Annotated in this window: 16 protein-coding genes; 7 read left to right on the top strand and 9 right to left on the bottom strand. The window is 70.7% G+C overall.

The window, feature by feature from the left end:
- Window position 1: 1 nt before the first annotated feature.
- From ACZ4N4_RS04105 to ACZ4N4_RS04095, 3 genes are all read right to left on the bottom strand, one after another.
- Window positions 2–1,735 (bottom strand): sulfatase-like hydrolase/transferase, encoded by a 1,734-nt coding sequence (locus tag ACZ4N4_RS04105; RefSeq protein WP_467584196.1) that lies wholly within the window; start codon window positions 1,733–1,735, stop codon window positions 2–4.
- Between the two features lie 822 nt (window positions 1,736–2,557).
- Window positions 2,558–4,495: an amylo-alpha-1,6-glucosidase gene (locus tag ACZ4N4_RS04100; RefSeq protein ID WP_453572912.1), complete on the bottom strand. Its 1,938-nt coding sequence runs from the start codon at window positions 4,493–4,495 to the stop codon at window positions 2,558–2,560.
- Window positions 4,496–4,559: 64 nt separating this feature from the next.
- Window positions 4,560–5,981: an amylo-alpha-1,6-glucosidase gene (locus ACZ4N4_RS04095; RefSeq protein WP_467584193.1), complete on the bottom strand. Its 1,422-nt coding sequence runs from the start codon at window positions 5,979–5,981 to the stop codon at window positions 4,560–4,562.
- 120 nt (window positions 5,982–6,101) lie between these two features.
- Between ACZ4N4_RS04095 and ACZ4N4_RS04090 the strand changes: the two genes are divergently transcribed.
- Complete coding sequence (locus ACZ4N4_RS04090) at window positions 6,102–7,325, top strand: ROK family transcriptional regulator (RefSeq protein ID WP_467584192.1); 1,224 nt, start codon at window positions 6,102–6,104, stop codon at window positions 7,323–7,325.
- A 463-nt stretch (window positions 7,326–7,788) separates the two neighbouring features.
- Window positions 7,789–10,509, top strand: coding sequence for a pyruvate, phosphate dikinase (gene ppdK / locus ACZ4N4_RS04085; protein ID WP_467584190.1), 2,721 nt, complete (start codon window positions 7,789–7,791; stop codon window positions 10,507–10,509).
- A gap of 610 nt (window positions 10,510–11,119) precedes the next feature.
- Here the strand turns inward: ppdK and ACZ4N4_RS04080 are convergent.
- Window positions 11,120–11,794, bottom strand: a complete 675-nt coding sequence (locus tag ACZ4N4_RS04080) for a class III extradiol ring-cleavage dioxygenase family protein (RefSeq protein ID WP_467584187.1) — start codon at window positions 11,792–11,794, stop codon at window positions 11,120–11,122.
- A gap of 996 nt (window positions 11,795–12,790) precedes the next feature.
- On the opposite strand from ACZ4N4_RS04080, the gene ACZ4N4_RS04075 reads away from it, so the two are divergent.
- Window positions 12,791–13,027 (top strand): hypothetical protein, encoded by a 237-nt coding sequence (locus ACZ4N4_RS04075; protein WP_467584184.1) that lies wholly within the window; start codon window positions 12,791–12,793, stop codon window positions 13,025–13,027.
- Window positions 13,028–13,165: 138 nt separating this feature from the next.
- On the opposite strand, the gene ACZ4N4_RS04070 is transcribed toward ACZ4N4_RS04075, so the two are convergent.
- Entirely contained in the window at window positions 13,166–14,164 is a 999-nt protein-coding gene (locus tag ACZ4N4_RS04070; RefSeq protein WP_467584181.1) for a helix-turn-helix domain-containing protein, read from the bottom strand.
- A 500-nt stretch (window positions 14,165–14,664) separates the two neighbouring features.
- Between ACZ4N4_RS04070 and ACZ4N4_RS04065 the strand changes: the two genes are divergently transcribed.
- The gene (locus ACZ4N4_RS04065) at window positions 14,665–18,573 is read left to right on the top strand and encodes a S8 family serine peptidase (RefSeq protein WP_467584178.1); all 3,909 of its coding nucleotides are present in this window, start codon (window positions 14,665–14,667) and stop codon (window positions 18,571–18,573) included.
- An 88-nt stretch (window positions 18,574–18,661) separates the two neighbouring features.
- Here ACZ4N4_RS04065 and ACZ4N4_RS04060 read toward each other — a convergent pair whose 3' ends face one another.
- The gene (locus ACZ4N4_RS04060; protein WP_467584177.1) at window positions 18,662–19,372 is read right to left on the bottom strand and encodes a rhomboid family intramembrane serine protease; all 711 of its coding nucleotides are present in this window, start codon (window positions 19,370–19,372) and stop codon (window positions 18,662–18,664) included.
- A 275-nt stretch (window positions 19,373–19,647) separates the two neighbouring features.
- Between ACZ4N4_RS04060 and ACZ4N4_RS04055 the strand changes: the two genes are divergently transcribed.
- Entirely contained in the window at window positions 19,648–20,133 is a 486-nt protein-coding gene (locus ACZ4N4_RS04055) for a hypothetical protein (RefSeq protein ID WP_467584174.1), read from the top strand.
- Window positions 20,134–20,149: 16 nt separating this feature from the next.
- Here the strand turns inward: ACZ4N4_RS04055 and ACZ4N4_RS04050 are convergent, their stop codons facing one another.
- On the bottom strand, window positions 20,150–21,238 hold the full coding sequence (locus ACZ4N4_RS04050) for an Lrp/AsnC family transcriptional regulator (RefSeq protein ID WP_467584171.1): 1,089 nt from the start codon (window positions 21,236–21,238) through the stop codon (window positions 20,150–20,152).
- 62 nt (window positions 21,239–21,300) lie between these two features.
- Here ACZ4N4_RS04050 and ACZ4N4_RS04045 point away from each other — a divergent pair, with 62 nt between their 5' ends.
- Window positions 21,301–22,464 carry a lactate 2-monooxygenase gene (locus ACZ4N4_RS04045; protein ID WP_453572935.1) on the top strand — a complete coding sequence of 388 codons (1,164 nt, stop codon included), beginning with the start codon at window positions 21,301–21,303 and terminating at the stop codon, window positions 22,462–22,464.
- A gap of 42 nt (window positions 22,465–22,506) precedes the next feature.
- Here the strand turns inward: ACZ4N4_RS04045 and ACZ4N4_RS04040 are convergent, their stop codons facing one another.
- The gene (locus ACZ4N4_RS04040; protein ID WP_467584168.1) at window positions 22,507–23,316 is read right to left on the bottom strand and encodes an SDR family NAD(P)-dependent oxidoreductase; all 810 of its coding nucleotides are present in this window, start codon (window positions 23,314–23,316) and stop codon (window positions 22,507–22,509) included.
- A gap of 113 nt (window positions 23,317–23,429) precedes the next feature.
- On the opposite strand from ACZ4N4_RS04040, the gene ACZ4N4_RS04035 reads away from it, so the two are divergent.
- Entirely contained in the window at window positions 23,430–23,993 is a 564-nt protein-coding gene (locus ACZ4N4_RS04035; RefSeq protein WP_467584165.1) for a TetR/AcrR family transcriptional regulator, read from the top strand.
- Window positions 23,994–24,062: 69 nt separating this feature from the next.
- Here the strand turns inward: ACZ4N4_RS04035 and ACZ4N4_RS04030 are convergent, their stop codons facing one another.
- Window positions 24,063–25,031 (bottom strand): SDR family NAD(P)-dependent oxidoreductase, encoded by a 969-nt coding sequence (locus ACZ4N4_RS04030; protein WP_467584162.1) that lies wholly within the window; start codon window positions 25,029–25,031, stop codon window positions 24,063–24,065.
- Window positions 25,032–25,208 lie beyond the last annotated feature (177 nt).

Raw genomic sequence — 25,208 nt, 5'->3', positions numbered from 1 at the left:
GTCAGTTCGTCTTCGGGTGCGGCGTGGAGCCGTAGGCCGTCAGGAACCTGTCGCGGAAGGAGCTCATCTTCCACACCGGGGCGTCGTGCGCCGGGCGCAGACCGTCGGTCCAGTTCCAGGAGTTGATCGCGTCCAGCACCTTCGGGTCCTTGGCGACGATCGAGATCGGCACGTCACGGCTGGCGTGGTTGCCGCTGACCCGGGCGATCGGCTGGTGGTCGCCGAGGAAGACGAGCACCGTGTCGTCGTTGCCGTAGCGCTCCAGCCACTGGGTGAGCGCGGTCACCGAGTACTGGACCGACTTGCCGTACTCCTGGCGGGACTTGGTGGTGTCGGCGATGACGTCGGAGGCCTTGTTGCCGGCCTTCTGGATGGCGTCGAAGACCGAACCGTCGCCCAGCTGGTCCCACGGCACCATCTTCGGGATCGGCGCCCACGGCTGGTGGCTGGAGGTCAGGATCAGGAACGACATCCGTGACTTGCCGTCGGCCGGCTTCTTGCTGTGCACCCGGTCCTGGAACTGCTGGAGCGCGTACTGGTCGGGCATCGTCGACCAGCTGAACTTAGGTCCCTTGTAGCCGAGCTGGAAGGCGTTGTAGACCTTGTCGAGGCCGTAGTAGCTCTGCTCCGGCCAGCCCTTCTGGATGCCCGGCATCACACCGACCGTGTCGAAGTCACCGGTCTTCTGGAACGCCTTGGTGATGCTGAGGTGGTCGCTGGCCATGACGGTCCGGTAGCGCTGCTGGTTGCTCACCCACAGCCCCGACATGGTCGTGGAGTGCCCGAGCCAGCTGCTGCCGCCGTAGGTCGCCGACGTCAGCCACCCGCTCTTCGCGGCGTAACCGGCCTTGGCGAGAGCCTTGGTCTGGGCGTCGAGCGTCTTGTCGACACCGGGCGCCATGATCGGGTCCTCGATGGCGCTGCGGCCGTAGCTCTCGATGAACGTGAAGATCATGTCCTTGCCGCGCAGGTCCGGCACCAGCTGGTCGGCCGGGGTGTTCCCGAAGGCGTCCACCTTGGCGACCTTCCGGAACTCCGCCTCGTCGTGCAGGGTGTCCCGCACCTGGCGGGCCTTGATCTCCAGCGCGCCGGCGGTGCGGTCGGAGGCCAGCGGCACACCGCCGACGATCTGGAGGCCGAAGGAGGAGCAGGTGATCCAGACGACACCCGCGATCAGCGTGGAGCGGGTGGCCCGCCCGGGATGCCGGGCCAGCAGATTGCTCAGCCGTACCGTCGCCAGGGCGAGCAGCACGAACAGCAGCAGCACGAGGACGACGGCACCGACGCTGACGGCGACGGTGGCCGTCTTGCCCAGGGTGTCCTCCAGGTACGACTCCGCGTCGCCGAGCAGGCTCCAGTCCAGGATGGCGTTGAAGCTCCGGCCGAGGTACTCGTTGAACCCCATGTCGAGGAAGTTGATGAGGGTCAGCGCGCCGAGCACGACGCCGAACACCGCGGCCAGCACGATCCGGGGCCGCCGGGGCAGCGCAAGCGCGACGGCGGCCGCGATGATCCCCTCGGACGGTATCCGCAGGAACTTCGCCGGCCCGAGCCCGACGACGGTGTTCGGCATCACCAGCGCGGCGATCACCAGCGCGGCGCACAGCACGGTGACGCCGATGGACAGTGCGGAGGCGGCGCCGGGATGAGCCTCCCGCCAGGCCTCCCGCCGCGCCCGGACCCGCCCACTCCAGGAGGCCCGGCCGCCGCGGCGGGGGCCGGCGGGGGCGGGCACGGGGGTATCGCCGACGTCAGGGGCATCCGGACCGTCCGGACCGTCCGGAACAGAGGCACCGACGGCCTCCCGCTCACCTCCGCCGCGGTCCCCGGCTTCGATTTCGGGGCCGACGGCGGACTCGGACGCGGCGGCTTCGGATTCGGACGCGGCGGACTTGGACGCGGCGGACTTTGACTCGGACTCTGCGGAGTCGGACGCGGCGGACTCGGACTCTGCGAAGTCGGATTCGGAGTCGGATTCGGCGGACCTGGACTCGGACGCGGCGTCAGTGGATCCGGTGGCGGAGGCCGGCTGCTCGGCCGTGACCGCGGACGCCGGTTCGGATTCGGCCGCGGCGGCGGGTTCCGGCCCGGGATCCGGGGATTCGGCATCCGGGGCGGTGCTCTCCGCGGCCGTCTTCCCGGGCTCCGCGGGCAACGCGTCAGCAGTCGCCTCGCCGGCGGGCTCGGATATCTCGGGAGCCGTTTCCCGCTCGGACGTCAGGGCTTCGGACTCCTCCGGTGCGCCCTCGCGTTCGGACGGCCCCGAGGGCGTGTCCGATGACTGGCGAATGCTCGTGTGCTGAGGCAACCCGGAGGTCCTTCCGTGCGAGACCCGTGAAACGGAGAACGGCGGGCCCATGCCGGGGAGGTCCCGGCCCGCCATCTTCCCGTACGGCTCACACAAGCCCCCTGTTCAGGGCCAACGGCAAACACCGGGCAAACGCATATCAACCCGCGCCCCAAGCCGGCGCCCCGAAGGGGCGCGCGGCCGTGTCGACACGTGGCTCCGCCGCGTGGGCGCGACAAGTCCCCACCCCGTCGCGCCCGGCACCCGACCCTACGCCCCGCCCACGGCCGTGAGCAGCGCCAGCGGCGCCGCCGCCGACCGGGACTCCCGCACGCACGCGTGCGGATACGGCACCGGTTCCGGATGCGTGTCCCTCCCGTACCCGGCCAGCACCTCCGGCAGCCGGTGCCCGCCCGCCGTCGCCGCGTCCACCAGCCCGTGCGCCACGGCCCGCGCCTCGTCATGCAGGCCGTACCGTGCCAGGCCCAACGCGATCAGCGCGTTGTCGTGCGGCCACACCGACCCCCGGTGGTACGACAACGGGTGGTACGCCGCCTGCCCCGCGGCCAGCGTCCGTACCCCCCACCCCGAGAAGAAGTCCGGCTCCAGCAACCGCCGCCCGACCTCCTCCCCGTACTCCTTGTCGAGCAGCCCGGACCACAGCAGATGCCCGGCGTCCGAGGCGAGCGCGTCGACCTGCCGGCCCTCCCCGTCCAGGGCCAGCGCGGGGAACCCCGCCCGGTGCATCCAGAAGTCCCGCTGGAACCGGTCCCGCAGATCCGCGGCGGCCTGTTCGAGGAGCGCCGCGTACGTCCCGTCGGCCCACGCCGTCCGAGCCACCCACGCCGTCCGGCGCAGCGCGTCGTACGCGTATCCCTGTGCCCCCGCCGCCATCACGGTCCCCACCGGCCGGCTGCCGTCGGCGGAGCAGATCGCGCCGGGGGAGTCCTTCCAGTTCTGGTTGGCGAGGCCGCCCTTGTCGGCGCGGTAGACGAGATAGCCGCGCGAGGTCAGCCCGCCGTGGTCGAGCATCCAGCCGATGGCCGCCCGGGCGTTGCGTTCCAGGCGCCGGGCCATGCCGGTGTCCCCGGTCTGCTCCACATACGCGCCGAGCAGGATCAGGAAGAGCGGGGTGGCGTCGACGGAACCGTAGTAACGGCCGTACGGCACCTGCCCGAAGTGCGCCAGCTCCCCGTGCCGTACCTCGTGGACGATCTTCCCGGGCTGGGCCACGGAGTGCGCGCCGGCCTCGGTGGCCTGGGTGGCGGCGAGGGCGGGGAGGGTGGCGGCGGCCAGCCGGGGCCGGTAGGGAAGGGCGAAGAGGGAGGTGATCAGGGCGTCGCGGCCGAGAAGGGTGAGGAACCAGGGGGCGCCCGCGGCGGGGACCTTGAGCTCCTCGCCGTCCGGGCCGGTGGCCGGCACCTGGAGCGCGGCGAGGTCGGAGAGGCCGCGGGCGCAGGCCGCCGCCAGCTCGGGCCAGCCGGTCGGGAAGGCCACGCCCTCGACGAACTCTCCCTCCAGCGCGAGGAGTTGTTCGTTCAGGGCGGCCGGGTCGCGGGGCACGCGCAGGGCCCGCCTGTCGCCGTGCGGGCGCCCGATGACCCGCACGACCAGCTCGGTCGTGCCGTGCGGGGCGAGGTCCAGCGTCCACACCATCCGCCGGGCGCCGGTCCCGGTCTCCTCGACGCCGTCCGGCGCCGGTTCGGCGGTGATCGTCGTACAGGACCGCCACTCGCCCCGGCGGTAGCCGAACTCCACTCCGTCGTCGAGGACCTGGCGGGAGCGTACGGCGCCGGACTTCGTGTAGGTGCGGTGGTCGGCGCGGAGCTCGAACTGGTCGGTGAAGTCGGCGTCGGCGGTGATCGCGACCCGGATCGTGGTCGGCACCGCGCGGTTGCTGGTGACCCGCAGGGACTCGGCGAACGAGCCGTCACCGACGGCCTGTTCACGGAAGAGGGTGTGCGCGGGCGGTTCCTGGCGGCCACCGCGCGGGACCAGCACACACCGGGTGCCGTCCCCGCCGGAGACCGGCGTGAGCACCTCGGGCAGCGCCCCGTCGACCGTCAGCTGCCAGCGGCTGAGGTGCCGGGCGTCCCGTACGAATAACCCGTCCGGGGAGCCGCCGCCCCGGACGCCGCTGATGTCCCCGCGGTCGTCCACGGCGGCGAACGTCGCGCCGTGCACGAGCAGATGATGCCGGTCCGTCATCCCCGGTCCCCTCCTTTGTTCCCCAGGTCGAACGTGCGGTGTCCGTGAAAGACACCTCGTTTTGTCAGCTCTTGTCCGCATCTTGACGATTCCGGAGTCCGTGGTGCGGCGCGTGCCGCCGGTGGTGCAGATCGAGCGCGAGCGCCGCCGTCCAGCTGAACCCGGTCGCGCCGCACGCCTCGCCCGTGTGCGGGTCGACGTACTCGGCGAACCCGGTCGCGCCGGCCGTCCGTACGACCGCCGCGCCGAGCGCGTCCGCCCGCTCCCGCTCGCCGTGTTCGCGCAGCCCCCGCTCCAGCAGCCAGCCGGTGTTGGCCCAGGCCGGGCCGCGCCAGTACCGGTGCGGGTCGAAGGCCGCGCCGAGCAGGTCGTAGCTGGGGACCAGACGGGTGCCGGTGCCGAAGTGCGGGCCGCTCAGCGTCCGGACGAGCGCGGCGGCGATCTCGCGGGGCAACTCCGGGAGGATCAGCGGGATCAGACCCGAGACCCCGCGCTCGGGGATCAGCCCGCCTCGCAGGTCCCGGCAGAGGAAGATCTCCCGCTCCGGGTCCCACAGCCGGTCCACCAGCGCCGCCGTCAACCGCTCCGCGCGCGCGTGCCGCGCCGTGCCGGTGGCCCCCAACTCCTGCGCGATGCGCGCGAGGGCGTGCTCGGAGGCGATGAGCAGGGCGTTGAACGCCGGGTCCTCCACGGCGAACTCGCGCTGCCGGTCCGCGTATTCGGCGTCCCGGTAGTCCGTCGCCAGCCGCACGTACCGCCCGTAGTCCAGATCCGTCGGCCGGTCCTCGGCGGCGCCGTGGTCCAGGTCGGCGCGGTGGAAGGAGCGCGCCGGGGCGGGCGTGACACGGGCCAGCGGGGCGTCCCAGCAGGGGCTGTTGTCCATACCCTGTTCCCAGGGGTGCACGACGGACGCGAGACCGCCGCCGCCGAGGTCCCGCCGGTGCAGCAGATAGCGGTGCCAGGCGGCGAGCCGGGGGTAGGCGGTCGCCAGGAAGCCGCGCGCCCGGGACAGGCCGGGATCGGCGAGGTGCACCAGCCAGGCCGCGAGCGCGTGCACCGGTGGCTGCACGATTCCGGAGGTCTGTACGGTGCGCGGGGCGCCCGCGGCCCGCCCCGCGGTCGAGGAACGCCAGAAGTCGGGGCTCGGGAAGTACGCGTCGAGGGGTACGGAGGGGTTGAACACGATGTGCGGGATCCGCCCGTCGGCCCACTGGGCGGCCAGCAGCGTCTCCAGCTCGGTCTGCGCGCGCAGCGGCGACAGGTGCCTGAGGCCGATCGCGACGAACGCCGAGTCCCAGGACCACTGGTGCGGGTACAGGCTCCGGGACGGCACGGTCGAACTGCCGGTCCAGTTGTCGGTGAGCACACGTGCGGCCCTGACGTGCAGGGACGCCGGGCCGGTGGTGCCGGGGGAGCGCGTGGAGGGTGGATCGTATGCGATCTCGGAAGCGAGCGCATGGGCTGTGAGCTGGGCAGTGCGATCCACTCGGGGCTCCCCGAAGACGTCCGGCCGACCGGGTTCGGCAGTGGCTACCGTAGGGTTACGTCTATTTAACACGCAAAACTCAATATGTAATGCAAGCTTGAGAAACACAAGGGGGTGCGCATGACCGGACGTCCCGGCAGGACCGGCAAGGGCGGCGGACAGGCCAGCTCGGGCGAACTGCTGGAGCTGGTGCGCAGCGGGCGGGCCGTGACGCGCGGCGCCCTCCAGCAGGCCACCGGACTCTCCCGTGCGACCGTCGGCCTGCGCCTGGACCGGCTGTTCCGCGCCGGCTGGCTGCGCGAGGGCGCCGGCGGCCCGGTCGACTCCCCGCTCGGCGGCCGTCCCTCCATCACCCTCGAGTTCGACGACTCGCACGCCGTGGTCCTCGCCGCCGACCTGGAGACCCGCCATGCCAGGGCCGCCGTCCTCTCCCTGACCGGCGAGATCCTGGCCGAACACTCGGGCACGCTGGTCATCCAGGACGGACCGGACGCCGTGCTCACCGAACTCGGCCGCTGGTTCGCCGAGTTGCTGGAGAAGGCCGGCCACCTGGCGACGGAGGTGTGCGGGATCGGCCTCGCGGTACCGGGTCCGGTGGACACCGAGACCGGCCGGGTCGTCCAGCCGCCGATCATGCCCGGCTGGGACGGCTACGACATACGCGGCCGTATGGCCAGGGCGTTCACCGAGCACACGGGCGCGCCGCCGGGGGTCCCGGTCCTGGTGGACAACGACGCGAACCTGATGGCGTACGGCGAACAGCGCACGACATGCCCGGACTGCTCGGCGTTCGTGCTGGTGAAGGTCTCGACGGGTATCGGCGCCGGGGTGGTGGTCGACGGCTCGATCTACCGGGGCATCGACGGCGGTGCCGGGGACATCGGCCATATCCGGGTGGGCGCCGAGGTGCAGTGCCGCTGTGGTTCGTACGGCTGCCTCGCCGCCGTCGCGAGCGGTGGCGCGGTGGCCCGGCGGCTGGCGGAGGCCGGGGTTCCGGCGGCTTCCGGCTCAGATGTGCGCGATCTGCTCGCCTCGGGTCATCCGGAGGCGGCGGCACTGGCCAGGGAGGCCGGGCGCCGGGTCGGGGACGTACTGGCGACGGTCGTGACCCTGCTGAACCCGGGCGTGCTGATGATCGCGGGGGATCTGGCGGGCACCTCGTTCCTCACCGGTGTGCGGGAGTTGCTGTACCAGCGGGCGCTGCCCCGTTCCACCGCCCACCTGGACGTCGTGACCTCACGGCTGGGGGACCGGGCCGGGGTGATTGGCGCCGGGGCGCTGGTCGTGGAGTACCTGTACGCGCCGGAGCGGGTCGAGGAGCGGTTGCTCGCGCTCGGGATGTGAGGCGGCCGCCGCTGCCGCTGTCCGTGCCGCCGCGGCCCGGATGACGCGGTTGTTTCCGTCCGCTTTCGGCGTCCGTTCCGTGTCCGCATGGTGAAATCCCGGCGTCTGTGGCAGCGTGATTCTCGCCACCCTTGATAAGGGTTGCGCTCAGATGAGCGGATCATGAGCGACTGCACTTCTCCAAGGGGTGGCACTCGGTGCCACCCCTTGATCGTTCATCGATCGAAATCAGACGTGCAGTCACTCCGCTCATCTGAGCGAAATAGTGCGTCCCTGAGCGGTCTTGCGTTCAAGAAGTGAAAACATCCACCCGTCTCCGCTTGCCAAGCTTTGACTTTCGATCCGGTGGCGGACGATCGGTTACGGGCGCATGACACGCGAGTAGACGTACCCAGGCGCCTTCGATCTGGGTATGTTCCTCGCCGTCAGGGCAGCCACCGCGTCCTTCAGGGAGTCGAGACCCGTGTCGGAAAACAAAGAACCCCACGTAGCGAAGTTCGTTTACGACTTCACCGAGGGAAACAAGGACCTCAAGGACCTCCTGGGTGGCAAGGGCGCGAACCTCGCCGAGATGACCAACCTCGGTCTCCCCGTCCCCCCGGGCTTCACGATCACGACGGAAGCCTGCAAGGTCTACCTCGACAGCGGCGAGGAACCGGTGGCACTGCGTGACGAGGTGAGTGCGCACCTCGACGCGCTGGAGCAGCGGATGGGCAAGAAGCTCGGCCAGGCCGACAACCCGCTCCTGGTCTCGGTCCGCTCCGGCGCGAAGTTCTCCATGCCCGGCATGATGGACACGGTCCTGAACATCGGTCTCTCCGACAAGTCCGTCCAGGGCCTGGCCAAGCAGGCCGGCGACGACCGCTTCGCGTGGGACTCCTACCGCCGCCTCATCCAGATGTTCGGCAAGACGGTCCTCGGCGTCGACGGCGACCTCTTCGAAGAGGCCCTCGACGCGGCGAAGGACGCCAAGAAGGTCACCGTCGACACGGAGCTGGAGGCGGCCGACCTCAAGAAGCTCGTCACCAAGTTCAAGAAGATCGTCAAGGCGGAGGCCGGCCGGGACTTCCCGCAGGACCCGCGCGAGCAGATGGACCTCGCGATCCGCGCGGTCTTCGACTCCTGGAACACCGACCGCGCCAAGCTCTACCGCCGTCAGGAGCGCATCCCCGGCGACCTCGGCACCGCGGTCAACGTCTGCTCGATGGTCTTCGGCAACCTCGGCCCGGACTCGGGCACCGGCGTCGCCTTCACCCGCGACCCCGCCTCGGGCCACCAGGGCGTCTACGGCGACTACCTCCAGAACGCCCAGGGCGAGGACGTGGTCGCGGGCATCCGCAACACGGTCCCCCTGGCCGAGCTGGAGTCCATCGACAAGAAGTCGTACGACCAGCTGATGCAGATCATGGAGACGCTGGAGAACCACTACAAGGACCTCTGCGACATCGAGTTCACCATCGAGCGCGGTCAGCTGTGGATGCTCCAGACGCGCGTCGGCAAGCGCACCGCCGGCGCCGCCTTCCGGATCGCGACCCAGCTCGTCGACCAGGGCCTGATCGACGAGACGGAGGCGCTCCAGCGGGTCACCGGCGCCCAGCTCGCGCAGCTGATGTTCCCCCGCTTCGACGAGCAGGCGAAGGCGCAGCAGGTCGGCCGGGGCATCGCGGCGTCGCCGGGCGCGGCGGTCGGCAAGGCGGTCTTCGACTCGTACACGGCGGTCAAGTGGTCCCGCTCGGGCGAGAAGGTCATCCTGGTCCGCCGCGAGACGAACCCCGACGACCTGGACGGCATGATCGCCGCCGAGGGCATCCTGACCTCCCGGGGCGGCAAGACCTCCCACGCGGCCGTCGTCGCCCGCGGCATGGGCAAGACCTGTGTCTGCGGCGCGGAGGACCTGGAGGTCGACACCAAGCGCCGCCGGATGACGGTCCCCGGCGGCCACGTGGTCGAGGAGGGCGACGTCATCTCCATCGACGGCTCGTCCGGCAAGGTCTACCTGGGCGAGGTCCCGGTGGTCCCCTCCCCGGTGGTCGAGTACTTCGAGGGCCGGATGCACGCGGGCGCCCATGACGCCGGCGAACTGGTCGAGGCGGTCCACCGCATCATGGCGTTCGCGGACCGCAAGCGCCGCCTGCGGGTGCGCGCCAACGCCGACAACGCCGAGGACGCGCTGCGGGCCCGCCGCTTCGGTGCCCAGGGCATCGGCCTGTGCCGCACCGAGCACATGTTCCTCGGCGACCGCCGCGAACTGGTGGAACGCCTGATCCTGGCGGACACCGAGGAGGACCGCGAGGAGGCGCTGAGCGCCCTGCTCCCGCTCCAGAAGAAGGACTTCGTCGAACTCCTCTCGGCGATGGACGGCCTCCCGGTGACGGTCCGTCTCCTGGACCCGCCGCTGCACGAGTTCCTCCCGGACATCACGGAACTCTCGGTCCGGGTGGCCCTCGCCGAGTCCCGCCAGGAGCCGCACGAGAACGAACTCCGCCTCCTCCAGGCGGTCCACCGCCTGCACGAGCAGAACCCGATGCTGGGGCTGCGCGGCGTGCGCCTGGGCCTGGTGATCCCCGGCCTGTTCACCATGCAGGTCCGCGCGATCGCCGAGGCCGCGGCCGAACGCAAGAACGCCAAGGGCGACCCGCGCGCGGAGATCATGATCCCGCTGGTGGGCACGGTCCAGGAGCTGGAGATCGTCCGCGAGGAGGCCGACCAGGTCATCGCGGAGGTGGAAGCGGCGACGGGCACCAGCCTCAAGCTCTCGATCGGCACGATGATCGAGCTCCCGCGCGCCGCCCTGACGGCGGGCCAGATCGCGGAGGCCGCGGAGTTCTTCTCCTTCGGCACCAACGACCTGACGCAGACGGTCTGGGGCTTCAGCCGGGACGACGTGGAGGCGAGCTTCTTCACCGCCTACCTGGAGAAGGGCATCTTCGGCGTCTCCCCCTTCGAGACGATCGACCGGGACGGCGTCGGCTCCCTGGTGGCGGCGGCGGCCCAGGCCGGCCGCGCGACCCGCCCGGACCTGAAACTGGGCGTCTGCGGCGAGCACGGCGGTGACCCGGAGTCCGTCCACTTCTTCCACGAGGTGGGCCTGGACTACGTCTCCTGCTCCCCGTTCCGGATCCCGGTGGCCCGTCTGGAGGCGGGCCGGGCGGCGACGCAGTCGGCGGGCAGCGACCACCGCTGAGGCCGACCCCGGCCTCCTGAGAACCCCGGGTCCGCCGTCCGTCCCCGACCCTCAAGACCGATGGACGGCGGCCCCGGCACGCAAGAGAGGGGCGGCACCCTGTGCGGGGGTGCCGCCCCTTCGTGCATGCTCTGCGGCGACTGTCAAGGTAAGCCGCTGACCAGGTAGAACGGCGTTTGCGGGCGTTGGCTGCCGTTGAAGTCGCGCGGAACTGTTGTGCCCTCGTTGTGCCCTGCCCGGGGCGGCCGGGTTCCGTCCGCGACTCGGAGAAGGTGCGCACCGCTTTAGGAGTTCGATCTCGCTCCTGAGCGGCCGCGATCAAGCTTGTGGGCGGGTGCCATTGCCGGGTGCCGACTGTTGCCGCTGTTCGTGGTCGTTGATGTCAGCGGAACAGTTGCGGCACTGGACAGACCTCCCATGGCTCGTCAGGCTGGTCGGCCCAGCGCCACCAGACGTGTCGGTCGGCGCACTTCCACAGCGACCGACAGGTCCGCCGGCCGTCGTCCTCCCGCTCGGAGAGCACGAGGCCACCGGACCTCATCGGCTGGCTGCACTCGGGGCAGACCGGAACGGCATCGCTCATGCAACGCACCTTACTGAGGTCGGCGCTTCAGAGTGACCAGGTCGCCACGAAGCAGCTGACGCCGTCCACGGTCTCGGCGTACAGGAGATGGTGAGTGGTGAGATCCCAGTCAGCCCCGTCGAGCAACTGCCAGGGTGAGCGACCCGAAACCCCCAGCTCGCGAGCGAGGCCCACATCCAGGGTCGGGAAGAATCCGTCCGCGTCACCGCTTGTCAGCGCGGCAGCGATGCCCGCTGTGATCTCCTCAACTCGCGGGTCGGAGCGCTCGGCTCCGTCCGCGCCGACGCGGGTCGGACCGTCCCCCAACACCAGCAACCCTACGCGCTCCGCCCATCCCGCCAGATGGACGCCGTCCTCTCCGTTCATGGACCAACTCCGGGCGTCGTCCAGCTCGTAGGCGCGCACCGGACCGGTCCAGCCTGCCTGTTGGAGCAGCCACGCACCGATGCTGAGCGCCATCGGCAGCGTGTTCGTCGGTGCCTCCGCGGCCCGGCCGTGGCCAAGCCCCAGGGCTCTCTCCTCGTGGAGAAGGGATCTCGTACCGGGGCCGACCACGGCCACGATCTGGGGATCCTCGACCAGTACGGCTGCCACCGCCTGCGCGCACACCGCGCGCAGCCGCTCCGGCGCAGAAGGCGTGCTCACGTCCGTCGCGAACGTGAGCGATGGCAGGTAGGGACAGATGGCAGCGGCCACGAGCATGCTCGGCAGCCTAGCCGCCGCGTCCGGGCGGTCACGTGGCCAGAGGGTGGCGCTGCTGCGTCACCCTGAAGCGCCGACCTCAGTAGCGACGCGAATCCCTCTTCTCGAAGCAACTTGGGATGGTCGCTGCTCTTGGACCGCTGTGCCTGTCACCTGCGCCGGTGGTCCGCTGACGTGCGCGACTGTTCGCGGTTGTGCGTCGTGGTTGTCACGCAGTTAGACACTCAGCCGCCTCGCCGGAGCAGGCTCCTAGAGGCCGCGTAGCGCCTCGTACAGGTTGCTGCCGTAGGCGGTCCAACAGTCGATGCTGCCGTCGTCGTACAGGCTGCCCATGTACCAGTCGTCGTCATCGACGGGCTTCACGAGACACAGACTGTGGAACCCGAGAACGATCTCCGGGCGTGGCATCTCGTGGGCCTCGCCGACGCTGACCCACTTCACTGGCCGATCGGGATCCAGGGCGACAGCCTGTCGATCTCCCGAGACATCGCGGATCTGCTGAAGAGTCCAACCGTGGGGGAGCCGTATGTCTGCCATCCATGGATGATCCCACTCGTCACGTGAGGATCGCCCGCGGGCAAGGCTTCGCTCGCGGGCGCTCGCTTCTTCTTGCCCTGGGTCTTGCCGGACGCCTTGGCCACCTGCCGCTTCCCAGCTCAGGGGCGGTGGGCTCGTCAGCGCTACGGGGGGTCTGCCAGACCCCCCATAGCGCCGGCATGGGCCCCGCCCTCCGTCATGTTCTTGGCGGTCCTGCAAGAGGGCTGGTGAAGCGCTCGAACGAGCCGGGAAGCGCGGAGACGGCAGGGAAGGTCCATCGGCCTGCGCGGCCGAACACTGCGACAAGCGCACGTCCGGTACTTCCGAACCGCCGACGGCGTGTACGACCGCTGGCACCTGTCCCGTCCGCCGACTGACGCTGAGCCGTGCGCGGCGCACAGCGGCAGGACGCAGACGCTGTATCCCAGCACCGAGCACGGCACAGGGAAACGTTGGCAGGTGCGCTACCGGGACGTGGCCGGCAAGCAGTGCAAGGAGAACTTCGAGAAGAAGACTGCTGCGGACTCCCGTGCCGCCAAGGTGACCACGGAACTCGACGGCGGCACCTTTGTGTATCGGGAGTTGGGCAAGCAGAAGTTCAGGGCCGTCGCAGAACGCCGGCAGGAGACAGCCGTACACCGCGAGCGGACCGAGACGAACGTTGAGCGTGCCCTACGGCTGCACACCTTGTCGTAGGCCGGTCGATGCGGCCTGCCTCACCGGGGCGCGGTACCGGGGAGACGTGTGTGTGGAGGGCAGACCATCAACCCCCCTGGTCAAGGGTTGGTCTTGCACACTGCGCGGGGGTGCCGCCCCTTTGTGCCGGGGTTCGTTTCACAGCCAGCCGCGTCGGGTCGCGGTGAGGCCCGCCTGGAAGCGGGTGGAGGCGCCGAGTTGGCGCATGAGTTGGTGGACGCGACGCTGGGTGGTCCGCTCGCTCCAGCCCTGGGCGCGCGCGATGGCCGTGTCGGTGAGGCCGGAGGCGAGCAGGGCGAGCAGGGACCGTGTCTCCTCATCGGGCTCTGCGTCCTTGGATTCGGCCGCGGTGGTGGCGTCGCCGGGTGGTGTGGGGGCGTCCGGCAGCGGCACTGCGCGCTCCCATTGCGCCTCGAAGAGCGATTCCAGGGCTACGAGCACGGGGGAGCGGTGGACCAGGTAGGCGACTGACTGGCCCCCAGGTCCGAGGCTGAAGGGGAGGATGGCCGCCCGGTCGTCGCTGATGACGAGTTTGAGGGGCAGCTCAGGGTGTACCCGTGCCTGCTCGCCCGCCTTCATGCTGGGCACGATGTCGTTGTTCAGCCTGCCGGGCCAGGCCACCGCTTCGCGGTCGTAGATCACCCGGAAGATCACGCCGCGCCGCTGCTGCTGGAGTTGGCTGTCGAGGTTGCTGCCGGGGCCGTCGAAATAGGGCGGCCGGTCGCACACACGTACCTCGTGGCGGGCGTCGACAGTCAGTCGGAGTACGGTGGCGTTGATGTGCTCACGGCTGGTGAGCAGTTCGACGGCCATGTCGCGTTGGCTGATCCGGGCAGCCTCCCGGTGGGTCTCGGTCAACCGCTGTACCAGGGCCCGTGCTTCCTTGAGCTGGTGCTCGCGCTGGTCGATCAGCGCGGTGACGGCGACATCCGGAGGCGTGGCGGTGAAGCGTGGCGGGCATCCGGCGTCCCGCACGGCGAGCCCGATCTTGACCAGTTTGGACAGCAGTCTTCCCGCAGTGGTCGCGGGCATGCCGCAGACGTCTGCCAACTCCGAAGAGGTGCAGCGAGGCTGCCGGACCAGTGCCATGTAGACGTGTTCTGTTTCTTCCGCAAGCCCGAGCACGTCAAATTCCATACCGTCCGCCCAATTTCCTTGGCGGCTTCCGCCACCTGGCAGGGATCCGCCAGCCTCGTAACCTTGTGTTTCGTTGGTCGCGGTTGACATCTTTCACGCTGAAGTTGGCGCTGTCCTGAGCACGTTCGAGCGGGCAGAGCCTTCCGGTGTGGATCCGTGCTTGCGGATTCACTCCCCGAGAAAGGTGTCCCATGACGTATGCCCACACGCGCGGCAGACGGCTTGGTGCCGTCGGCGTCGCGCTCGTGGCCATCACCGCGGCCGTAACGATACCCGCGGCAGCGATTCCCCCAAGCTCCCCCGGGCCCGGCTCCGCTGCCACTGATTCCGGCCAGTCGCCGGCCGTCAGGACCCCGCTTGCCAGCAGCTCATCAGCGTCACAGCCCGGGGCGGGGGCCGCGCTGCCCTCCACACCCGGATCCTCAGCGCTCGGTCGGTGGCGCTCGTTCCTGAAGCCCACGCCCGCGCAGTCGGCGAAGAACAGTCCTCACCAGGTCCTTGTGGTACTCGGCTCGGCCACCCAGGTGACGGGCACGTCGCTGGGCAAGCAGCGCAATCTGCGGGTCCGTACCCCGCTGACCTCGAACACCGTGGTCAACACCGCACTCCACCGGGCCCACGCGGTCTCCATGCGGCCCCTGGTGCCGGGACTGTCGACCGCCCAGGCGAAGGAGTTGCGCTCAGCCGCCCGGGCGAAGCTGGGCTCCGGGGCGATCGACCTGTCCAAGGTCCAGGTCGTCCAGCTCGCCGGCGGCGACGCCTCGGCGGCTGCCCGGGCGCTGGCCGCCACACCCGGCGTCGACTACGCCGAGCCCGACCAGACCGTCTCCCCCATGAACACAGGCTCCGTGCCGCTGCCCTCCTCGGTGGGCGCTGCGGCGAAGAAGGCGGCGAAGGCCCCGAGCAGCGGTGCGACCAACTCCGACGGAGTGCCCGGCAACGCGGCTCTCGGCACCTCGCTGCAGAGCTTCCTCAACGCGGGCGGCGTGAACGCGACGGGCGCCTACAGCCTGTTGAAGCAGAAGTTCGACCAATTGCCCGGCACGGGCGAGACCATCACCAACGTCTCGGTCGGCGACCTCGTCGACGCGGGGCAACCCGACGTCCCGGCCACAGGGGCGACGACCGTCGTCCAGAACGGCCAGCGGTACCTGGACATCCCCACGATGCCCTTGATCCCCACCTACACCGCGGATGCGACCGGCGCACTCGACCCGACCGGGTCGACCCAAGGGGAGGACCCCTATCTGGATGAGGTCCTGCTGGACTTCTCCGTGATGGCGCCGCTTCCGCACGAACTGCAGCGTCCGGGCACGCAGGGCAGCGGATCCTCCGACCTGCTGGGCATCGCCCCGGGTGCCGACTACCGGCTGGTCGTCCCGAAGCAGCCGACGTTCAGCCAGATCGCGGTGGCACTGCTGGCCGCGGCCCGGCAGCAGCCGCGACCCGACGTGATCACCGCCAGCCTCGGTTACGGCACCGACGCCGCGGGGCTCCCCGGCCGCTACCTGGAGGACGACCCGGTCCAGCAGGCCGTGATCGCGTCGATCGTGCAGCAGTACGGCATCACCGTGGTGGTCTCGTCGAACGACGGGACCAGGCTGTACACCAACGCGGCCGTCGGGCCCGACGGCGGCAGCACCGCGACCGACGTCACGCGCAAGGCCGCCGACACCACCCGGATCGACGACGACCAGCTGTCGACCACGCCCAGCAAGGTGCTGGACTCCGGTGCGATCGCCGCGGGCGGTACAACGACCGACGACACGCTGTCCGTTCCGCCGCAGAACGGCGGAGCCGCGTCGGCCAACGGGACCTGGGCGACCACCAGGCTCAACGGTTCCGGGGTCTTCTCCTCGGGATTCGGCACGCGCGTGGACGTCTCGGCGCCCAGTGACGGCATCCCCGCCTTCGAGCATCAGGGCCAGAGCGCGCAGTCGGTGGCGGAGGTCCTCAACGGAGGCACTTCGGCGTCCGCGCCCGAGATCGCGGCCGCTGCCGCGGTCGTGCTGCAGGCCTCCCGGCTGACCGGGCAGCACCCGTCGCCCGATGACGTCCGTTCGCTGCTGGAGCGCACCGGCCGGGCGGTGCCCACTCCGCCGCAGATCGACCAGCCGCTGCACGTGGGCCCACAGCTCGACGTCACAGCCGCTGTGCAGGCGGTCCTGGCCAAGGCGCACGGCAGCCACGCCGACACGGGCACGCCCCGCATCGTCCGGCTCTCCGTGGCGCATCGCCAGACCGACGGCGGACTCGGGAGCTCGTACCTGGAGGCCACCGACCCCGGACGCATTGACCTGGCCGGACCCGGCGACACCGGGGAGGGCCTGGTGGGACCGGTGACCATCGGCGCCGACGTGACCGGCCTGCCCGACCGGCAAGGCGTCAGCTACGCGCTGCGTATCGGGCATCACCAGTTCACCTCCGATGTGCCGGCGATCCGGCTGACCCCCACGCAGATGCTGACCGCGGCCGGACTGCCGGTCGTCTCCACGACGGACCGTCAGGTCGCGCTCACCTTCGAGGTGCGCCACGGCCACCGGGTGCTGGCCTCGGCCACCCACGAGCTGACCTTCGGCCCGACCGACGGCGGCTACGTCGAGGCGCTCGCCCCGGTGGTCCAGCCCGTCGTCAGCACGGGACACTCCGTTCAGGTCCGCTACGACCTCACCGGAGTGCGGAACGTCAGCTCGCCCAAACTGGTCGTGTCGGGAGTCGGCCACTGGAACCCCGCGGCGGCGCCCATCTTCTCCGCCTCCTACACCGCCCCGCTGACCGGACTTCGCGGCACGGTCACCATCCCGGCCAGCGCCTTCTCCGCCGGCGGCGGCATCTACGGGATAGGCATCATCCAGAACCCCACGGCCGGCGCCAAGGGCGGCCCGGCGTACGGCGAGTTCGCCTCGATCCGGATCGACGGCGGCGACCCCTCGCAACGTCCGGCGGGGCCGACCCTGGCCGCGAAGGCATCCGGAGAGTTCGGTCACCTGCTGGAGATCAACCGAGCCGCACCGAAGTTCTCGGTGCACTACGACGTATCGGGGGTCAAGGGCGCCACCGGCACGCTGCTGGAGTTCTCCGCGCCTGGGCCGAACGTGTACAACTCGTACAACCTGGTCAGCAACCAGAACGGCACCACCCGCGACAACAACGGGGTGGACAGCCCTGCCACGCTCGACCGCTCGCTGAAGGGCACGCGGGGCACGGCGGCACTCGACGCCCTCGCGCTCAAGCTGTCCTCATCGATCGCCTACGACCTGCGGGTGTTCGCCGTCGACGAGCACGGCAAGATAGTCGGGCAGGCTTCGCCGACGTCGCTGCTGGGATACGACGACGGACTGGCCCCCGACGGCACCAACCTGACCGACTTCGCGATCGTCCCCGGCGGCACGTCCGTCGCGGCGGTCGAGAGCCCCACCGGTGAAGGCTCGGTGTACGACTACAACGCCGCCACCGGAATCTATGGGCGCAAGTTGACGAGCGACCCCGCGTACGGCTCCATCTACGAGGTGTTCGGCGTCGACTCCGCCAACCACACGCTGGTCCTGCACAAGCAGACCACCACCGGCGAGCAGTGGCTCGAGACCTACGACACGAGCACCGGCAACGAGGTCGGCAGCCCCGTGCGGGTCGACGACCAGTACGTCGTGACGGGCGGGCGGGTGGACGCCAAGCGCCACCGTGCGGCGGTGCTCGCCTACCGTTCGGGCGACCGTGCGGGCTTCGTCCTGCCCGTGGACACTGCGACCGGCACTCAGGGGACACCGCTCCAGCTCGAGCCCACCCCGGACGGGAGAACCTCGTACGGGCTGCTGGACGTGGACGAGTCGACCGGCGTCTTCTCCGCGCAGAAGTCCGGGTCCACCATCAACTGCCTGGCCTCGGTCGGGTCCGGCACCATGGCCACGATCGACCTGGACAGCGCGACGGTCACCAACAGCCAGGGGGGCGCCCCTTGCGCCACGGACCTCGCCTCCGACCAGAAGGGCAGCCTCTACGAAACCTGGTACCACTCCTTCAGCGTCAACTTCGCCGGCACCGGGTACTTCGCGCAGTTGCCCGCCGGGGACCAGGTGAGTCTCGGCATGGCGCAAGCGCCCCTCGCGCTCGCCGTCGACGGTGAGCACCACCTGGCGCTGTTCGCCTTCCGGCTGCCGGACCTGAAGCCGACGGGTGGCTTTCAGCAGTACGGCTTCGGCGACAACAACGCCACCGGCCGCATCGCCGTCGTCGACCTGCGGACGGGTCGGACGGTGCGCACCGTGAGCGGCGTCGAGTACCCGCTGTTCGGGTCCTACAACGGCCGGCTCGAAACCCATCGCGAGCGCGTCATGCAGCTCGACCCGGCAACCCGGACCGGATGGACGTACGCAGGCGACGGCAGCCAGATCCAGCAGTTCTCCTACTGACCCGACCCGCTGCTCGACCACCGGGGTCCGCGGACGCCACGGCGCCCGCGGACCCGGGTGTTTCCGCGGGACCGGGGATGACGTGTCGTCAGAGCAGGCCGAGGTCGCCGAGTTCCTTGTACAGGTCGGAGCGCGGCTGCGCGGCGTCGCCGGTCACCGCCCGGGGGTTTCCCTCGCCGGTGCCGGCCCGCGGGCGCCGGTCGCGGAAGAGCCAGGCGCCCAGCAGGCCCCCGAGCAGCCCGCCGAGGTGTCCGAGCCAGCTCACCCCCGGTGTGCCGGGCACGGCCACGGTGAGGAGGTACGCGAAGGAGGCGCCCATGACGATCCCGATCAGCGTGTCGATCAGGTGCCGGTCGAAGAGGCCGCGGACGACGACGTAACCGAAGTACCCGAAGATCAGGCCGCTGGCGCCGACCGTCGCCACGTCGCCCTTCTCGAAGAACCAGACCACGGCACCGCTGCTCACCGCGATCAGCAGGGTCAGCGCGAGGAACCGCAGCACTCCGCGGTAGGCGGCGAGGAAACCGAACACGAACAGCGGGCCGGAGTTGCTCTCGATGTGCGCCCAGCTCCAGTGCAGCAGCGGCGCGACCAGGACGTCGGGCAGCGTGCCGACGTCGCCGGAGACCACGGCGTAGTCCCGGGAGAGGGCGTAGTGGTCGGCGAAGTTGGCGAGTTGCACCAGCCAGACGACGGCGAGCAGCGCGAACATCACGAAGAACGCCTTCCGCGCCTCCGCGATCATCTCCTCGGGATTCATCGGCGCGAGATCGGCCCGGTTTCTGTTCGCCGCACCCATGGCAGGCTCCCCCTCCAACGACTCAGCGTCCCCACCACGCCGCACTCTACGACTCCCACCGCACGGCCCGCCCGACCCGGGGCGCCGGGGAACGCCCGCCGGCTTGCCGCCGATCGGCTGCGGAACGCCCAGCGCCGCCCGTAGGAGATCTCCAGGTGAACAACAGGCGTACGGCGCCGCGAGTTCGCCGCCGCTGCCTGCTACAAGCACCTCACCTGTTACTTTACGCGCGACAAGGTGACGGGCCACGGGCCCAAGGACGTCGGGTGATACGCATGAGCCGAGCAGGGATAGCCGTTCCAGTGGTCCTGCTTGCGTTGGCCGGCTGCACCGGTACGACGTCAACCGGTGATCGGGCAACCGCGAGCGAGGCGCCGGCCGGGACGGCTTCGTCCGGCGAACCCTCCGTCACCGCTTCGGCCACCGGGGACCCTCGCGTTGCGCCCCAGCTTGCCGACGCGCAGAAGACGTTCGTCAAAACAGGCGGAAATACCGGGCCTCACTCGTTTCCGGTGATCCCTGAGGTTCGGAAGGGAACCCTGGAGGTCGCGGTGATCTGCTCGGGTTCCGGGACCGTCGACGTCAAAGTCGGCTCTCTTGTGAGCTCCACCACCGTGTGCGCCGACGGCGACCCCGGGGTGCACAACGAATCCGTTCTCGATCGTGACTACAGGAACGTGGTTGTGTCGGTCACTTCCAAGACGGCTGGATCCTGGGGCCTGTCGGTGGGATGGACCAAGAGCACCAACCCTCCCGCCTGACACCGGTCGTCTCCGTTCACAGCGTCGGCTCCGCCCACAGGTCCGCCGGTACGACGCCGGTGGAGCGGCCGTAGGGGTCCAGAAGGCGGCCGAGGAGTTTGTCGTGGCGCAGGGTGATGACCCGGTCGGCGATGTCCAGGGTCGGGTGGGCCGTGGCCAGTTGGGTCTCCAGGCGGAGGATGTCGGCCAGTGAATGGAGCGTGGCCTGGAGGACGAGGTTCTGGGGGCCGCTGATCGCCGCGCAGTTGCGGGTCTCGGGGAGGCGGATGAGGGCCTGGCCGATGTGCGGGAGGTCGGCGGGCGGCACCTTGGCCCAGAAGGTCACCGCGACCGGCCAGCCGCCCAGCGGGCGGGCGAAGTCGCAGCGGAAGCGGAGCAGACCGCGGCGGGTGAGGTGTTCGATCCGGCGTTTGGCGGTGGAGAGGCTGACGCCCAGGTGCCGGGCCAGGGTCTGGTAGGAGATACGGCCGTCGTGGGCGAGGTGGGTGACCAGGTCGCGGTCGACGGGAGTGGCGCCGGCGGTGAGGGCGGCGGGGGTGGGGGGTGCCGGCGGGGGTGTCAGCCGGGCGCGCTGGGCGGGGGCGAGGGCCGCGATACGCCAGCGGCCGCCCTCCGTGAACATGTGGGTGACGATCCGGGATCGTACGGCCGTGATGCCGGGCAGGTGGGGGAGCCGGTCGAGGGTGTAGCGGGACAGGGCCGGCAGGTCGCGGGTGGCGACCGTGGTGAGGAGGTCGTGGCCGGTGGCCGTGCGTTCGATGGTGACCATGTGGGGGTGGGCGCTGAGGGCCTCGGCGACCCGGGCGGTCGCTCCCGGGGCGCAGTCGATCACGACGTACGCCACACAGATCTGTTCGAGGAGGCGCGGGCCGGGGGAGAAGCCGACCCAGGCGGTGCCCTGCTCGGAGAGGCGGTGGTAGCGGCGGGCCACGGTGACCGGGTCGACGTCCAGAACACGCCCGAGTTCGGTCCAGGAGGCGCGCGGGCGCAGCTGCAGGGCGTTGATCAGCGCCAGCTCGTCCTCGCTCAGCAGTGCGGGGACAGCATCCTGCGGTACGCCGGCTGTGGAGCCAGAATCCTGCGTCTCAGCGCTTTCCCGCGTCACTCTCTCATTGTGGACCCGAGGACCCGCCGGCCGGCGGGCGAGGCGTGAAGGAGGTCTGGACCATGGCTTTCGCCGACTACCAGAACGAGATCTACCTCGACGGGCTGAGCGGGGTGATGCCGCGGTTCCCGATGACGTACGACGATCTGGAGCCGTTGGCCCAGGCCGCGATGCCCGCCTCGGTGCGGTCGTATGTCGCGGGCGGCGCGGGCGACGAGCGGACGCAGCGGGCCAACGTCAGCGCGTTCGAGGGCTGGGGGCTGGTGCCGCGCATGCTGGTGGGGGCCAGTGAGCGGGATCTGTCCGTCGAACTGTTCGGGATGCGGCTGGCCGCGCCGCTTTTCATGGCGCCGGTCGGGGTGATCGGGCTGTGCGCGCAGGACGGCCACGGTGATCTCGCCGTGGCGCGGGCCGCCGCCCGTACCGGCGTACCGATGGTCGCCTCCACGCTGACCGTCGACCCGCTGGAGCAGGTCGCCGCCGGGTTCGGCGACACCCCGGGCTTCTTCCAGCTCTACACCCCCACCGACCGGGAGCTGGCCGAGAGCCTGGTGCACCGGGCCGAGCGGGCCGGGTTCAAGGGGATCGTGGTCACCCTGGACACCTGGATCACCGGCTGGCGGCCCCGGGACCTGAGCACCAGCAACTTCCCCCAGCTGCGCGGGAACTGCCTGGCCAACTACACCAGCGACCCGGTCTTCCGCTCCCTGCTCGGCGGCCGGAGTCCCGAGGACGATCCGCAGGGCGCGGTCGCCCTGTGGGCCGGCATCTTCGGTAACCCGCTCACCTGGGACGACCTGCCCTGGCTGCGGTCGATCACCGATCTGCCGCTGATCCTCAAGGGCATCTGCCACCCCGAGGACGTCCGCCGGGCCAAGGACGCCGGCGTGGACGGAATCTACTGCTCCAACCACGGCGGCCGGCAGGCCAACGGGGGCCTGCCCGCCCTGGACGCGCTGCCCGGCGTGGTCGAGGCCGCCGACGGCCTGCCCGTCCTGTTCGACTCCGGGGTGCGCACGGGAGCCGACATCATCAAGGCCGTGGCCCTGGGCGCGACCGCCGTGGGCGTCGGCCGTCCTTACGCGTACGGTCTCGCCTACGGCGGTGAAGCCGGCCTCGTCCATGTGCTGCGGGCCCTGCTGGCCGAGGCCGACCTGATCATGGCCGTCGACGGCTATCCGACGCTCGCCGATCTCACGCCGGAGGCCCTGCGGCGCGTCGTCTGACCCACCCGGCCCTGGGACGGTCGTCGGTCGGTGGCGCGGTCGTCAGTCGGTGGCGGCCGTGACCGACTCCCAGCGGGCGTACTCGTCCAGCAGCTCGGCGAAGTGGCCGCGCACCATCTCCAGGCCGGCGGTGGCCACCGCGAGGTGCACCGGGGGCTCCTCGGCGCCGGTGATGTCGGCAACGGCCGCCATGGACCTGGTGAGGTCGCCCCGCACCGCCTGCTTGCCGAACTCGGCCATGGTGGCGTAGGAGCCCGCGTGGACCGGGACGGACCTGGCCGGGAGCCTGGAGCTGGTCCCGAAGTTGGTGTCGAAGCCGGCCGGCTCGACCAGCGTGACGCGGATGCCCAGCGGGGCGAGTTCCCTGGCCAGTCCCTCGGTCAGGTTCTGCACGGCGCTCTTGGAGGCGCAGTACACGGCCATGGTGGGCAGGCTGACGTGGCCGCCCATGGAGCCGATGTTGAGGATGTGGCCGGATCCGCGTTCCCGCATGTGCGGGAGGACGGCCTGGACCACCTGGACTATGCCCACCACGTTGGTCTCGAACTGGTCGCGCACCTGGGCGGGGCTGACCTCCTCGATCGCGCCGACCTGTCCGTAGCCGGCGGCGTTGACGACCGCGTCGACGGCGCCGAAGCGCTCGACGGTCTCCCGCACGGCCTGCTCGACGCTCGCGGCTTCGGTGACGTCGAGGCGCGTGACCAGGACGTTGTCGAGGCCGGCGAAGGCCGGGTTGGCCTTGGCGGGGTCGCGCATGGTGGCGGCGACGTTCCAGCCGCGTGCCACGTACTCGAAGGTGAGGGCCTCGCCCATGCCGGTCGAAGCGCCGGTGATCAGAACGGTCTTGCTCATGGTGCTCTCTCTCGACGGTCTCTCGTGTGCTGCGGTCCCCCCGCTTGCACTTCCACGCCACTAAACAGAATCTACAAAACATGTATAGAACGCCCAGTCGGTATGGTGTGCATATGACCGCGACCCGGGGGGACATCCAGCGCCGTGAGCAGGTGCTCGCGGCGGCGCTGAGCGTTTTCGCCACGTTCGGCTTCCGCAAGACGTCGATGGACGCGGTGGCCCGGGCCGCGGACATCTCCCGCCCGGGCCTGTACTTCCTCTTCTCCGGCAAGGAGGAGCTGTTCCGCGAGACCATGCGGCAGGAGCTGGACCGGGCGCTGGGCGATGTCCGTACGGCGCTGGCCGCGCCCGGCGACGATCTCGACGCGCGTCTCGTGGCCGCGCTCGACGCGCACCTGGGCCGGTACGTCGGCACGCACCTCAACGAGGGTGTCGACGAGCTGCTGGAGCACGGCACCGCCCAGCTGCACGGCATGTACGACGACTACCGGGACGCCTTCCGCGACGCGCTCGCCGGGGCGATCGCCGACTCCGGCCGGGAGACCGGGGACGTCACGCCCCGGCAGATCGCGGAGGTCCTGCAGGCGGCCGGCGAGGGGTGGAAGCACCGGGTCGCGGACCGGGGGGAGTTCGCGGAGAAACTCCGCGTGGCGGTGGCTGTGGTCTCGCGGCCGTAGCGGCTGGGGCGGCCGGGGGCCGGGACGCGGCTGTGCGGTGGTGCGGTGGTCGGGTGGCCGTAGCCGCGGTCAGAGCGAGGTTCGGGCTGGCGGCGTGGTCGTGACCAGGTCGACGGAGAGCCGCCAGAGGCGGGTCGCGCGCTCGGGGTCCAGGGCGTGGGCGGCCACTCCGCGGCGGATGCCGGGCTGGTGCGGGCCCGCCTCGTTGACGTCCTCGAAGTAGCGTCCGGTCACGCCCTCGACCAGCGGGGAGGCGGCGAGCAGGACCGAGGTCGCGGCGCCCTGCTCGATGTTCTTCCAGGACACGTCGGTGCTGGTGGGGTCGAAGGTGGACGGGCTGTTGGAGATGTCGCCGATGTGCCGGCCGAGCCGGGTGCTGGTGATACGGCCGGGGTTGAGGGCGTTGACGGCGATCAGGTCGGCGGCCCAGCGGCGGGCGGCTTCGACGGTGAACAGGACATTGGCCGTCTTGGACTGGCTGTAGGCCGCCCACGGGTCGTAGGGGTGCCGCTCGAAGTGGGGGTCGTCGAAGAGGACGTCCCCGTTGACGTGTCCGACCGAGCTCACCGCGACCACGCGCGCGCCCCGGGCCGCCGTGAGGGCGCCGTGCAGGCCGGTCGCGAGGGCGAAATGGCCGAGGTGGTTCGTGGCGAACTGCATCTCCCAGCCCTCCTTCGTCCGCTGGAGCGGGGTGGCCATCACGCCGGCGTTGAGGACGAGGATGTGCAGGGGGCCGTGCCAGGCGTCCACGAAGGCGCGTACGGAGGACTGGTCGGCGAGGTCGAGCAGGGCGGCGCGGACCGTGCCGGGACCGTCGGCCGGGGTGATCTCCTCGGCGGCCTGTGCGCCTGCCGCCAGGTCGCGGACGCCGATGACGACCTCGGCTCCGGCGGCGGCGAGGGCGCGGGCCGTCTCCCGCCCGATGCCGGAGGCTCCGCCGGTGACGACGGCGCGCCTGCCGCCGAGGTCGAGACCGAGGAGCACCTCGGCGGCGGTGGTCTGCGCTCCGAAGGGGGTGGTGACGAGGCTGTGGGACATGGCGCTCTCCAGAGGGTGAGGGTGGAATCGACTGAGCCGGTACGGGGAAGCCCGACGGCACGGCATCGCCGGCGGTGACATGAAGGGCGGGCATGGCACGGCATGGCGTGGCGGCAGGGGGCGTCGTACGCTCTTATCCGGAACTGGTTCCGGTTCGCTTCTCGAAGGTAAGCGGAA

It is taken from the genome of Streptomyces sp. NPDC026538, assembly GCF_055567535.1.
The sequence above is the reverse complement of the archived record's forward strand: the minus strand, read 5'-3'. Positions and strand labels throughout refer to the sequence as shown.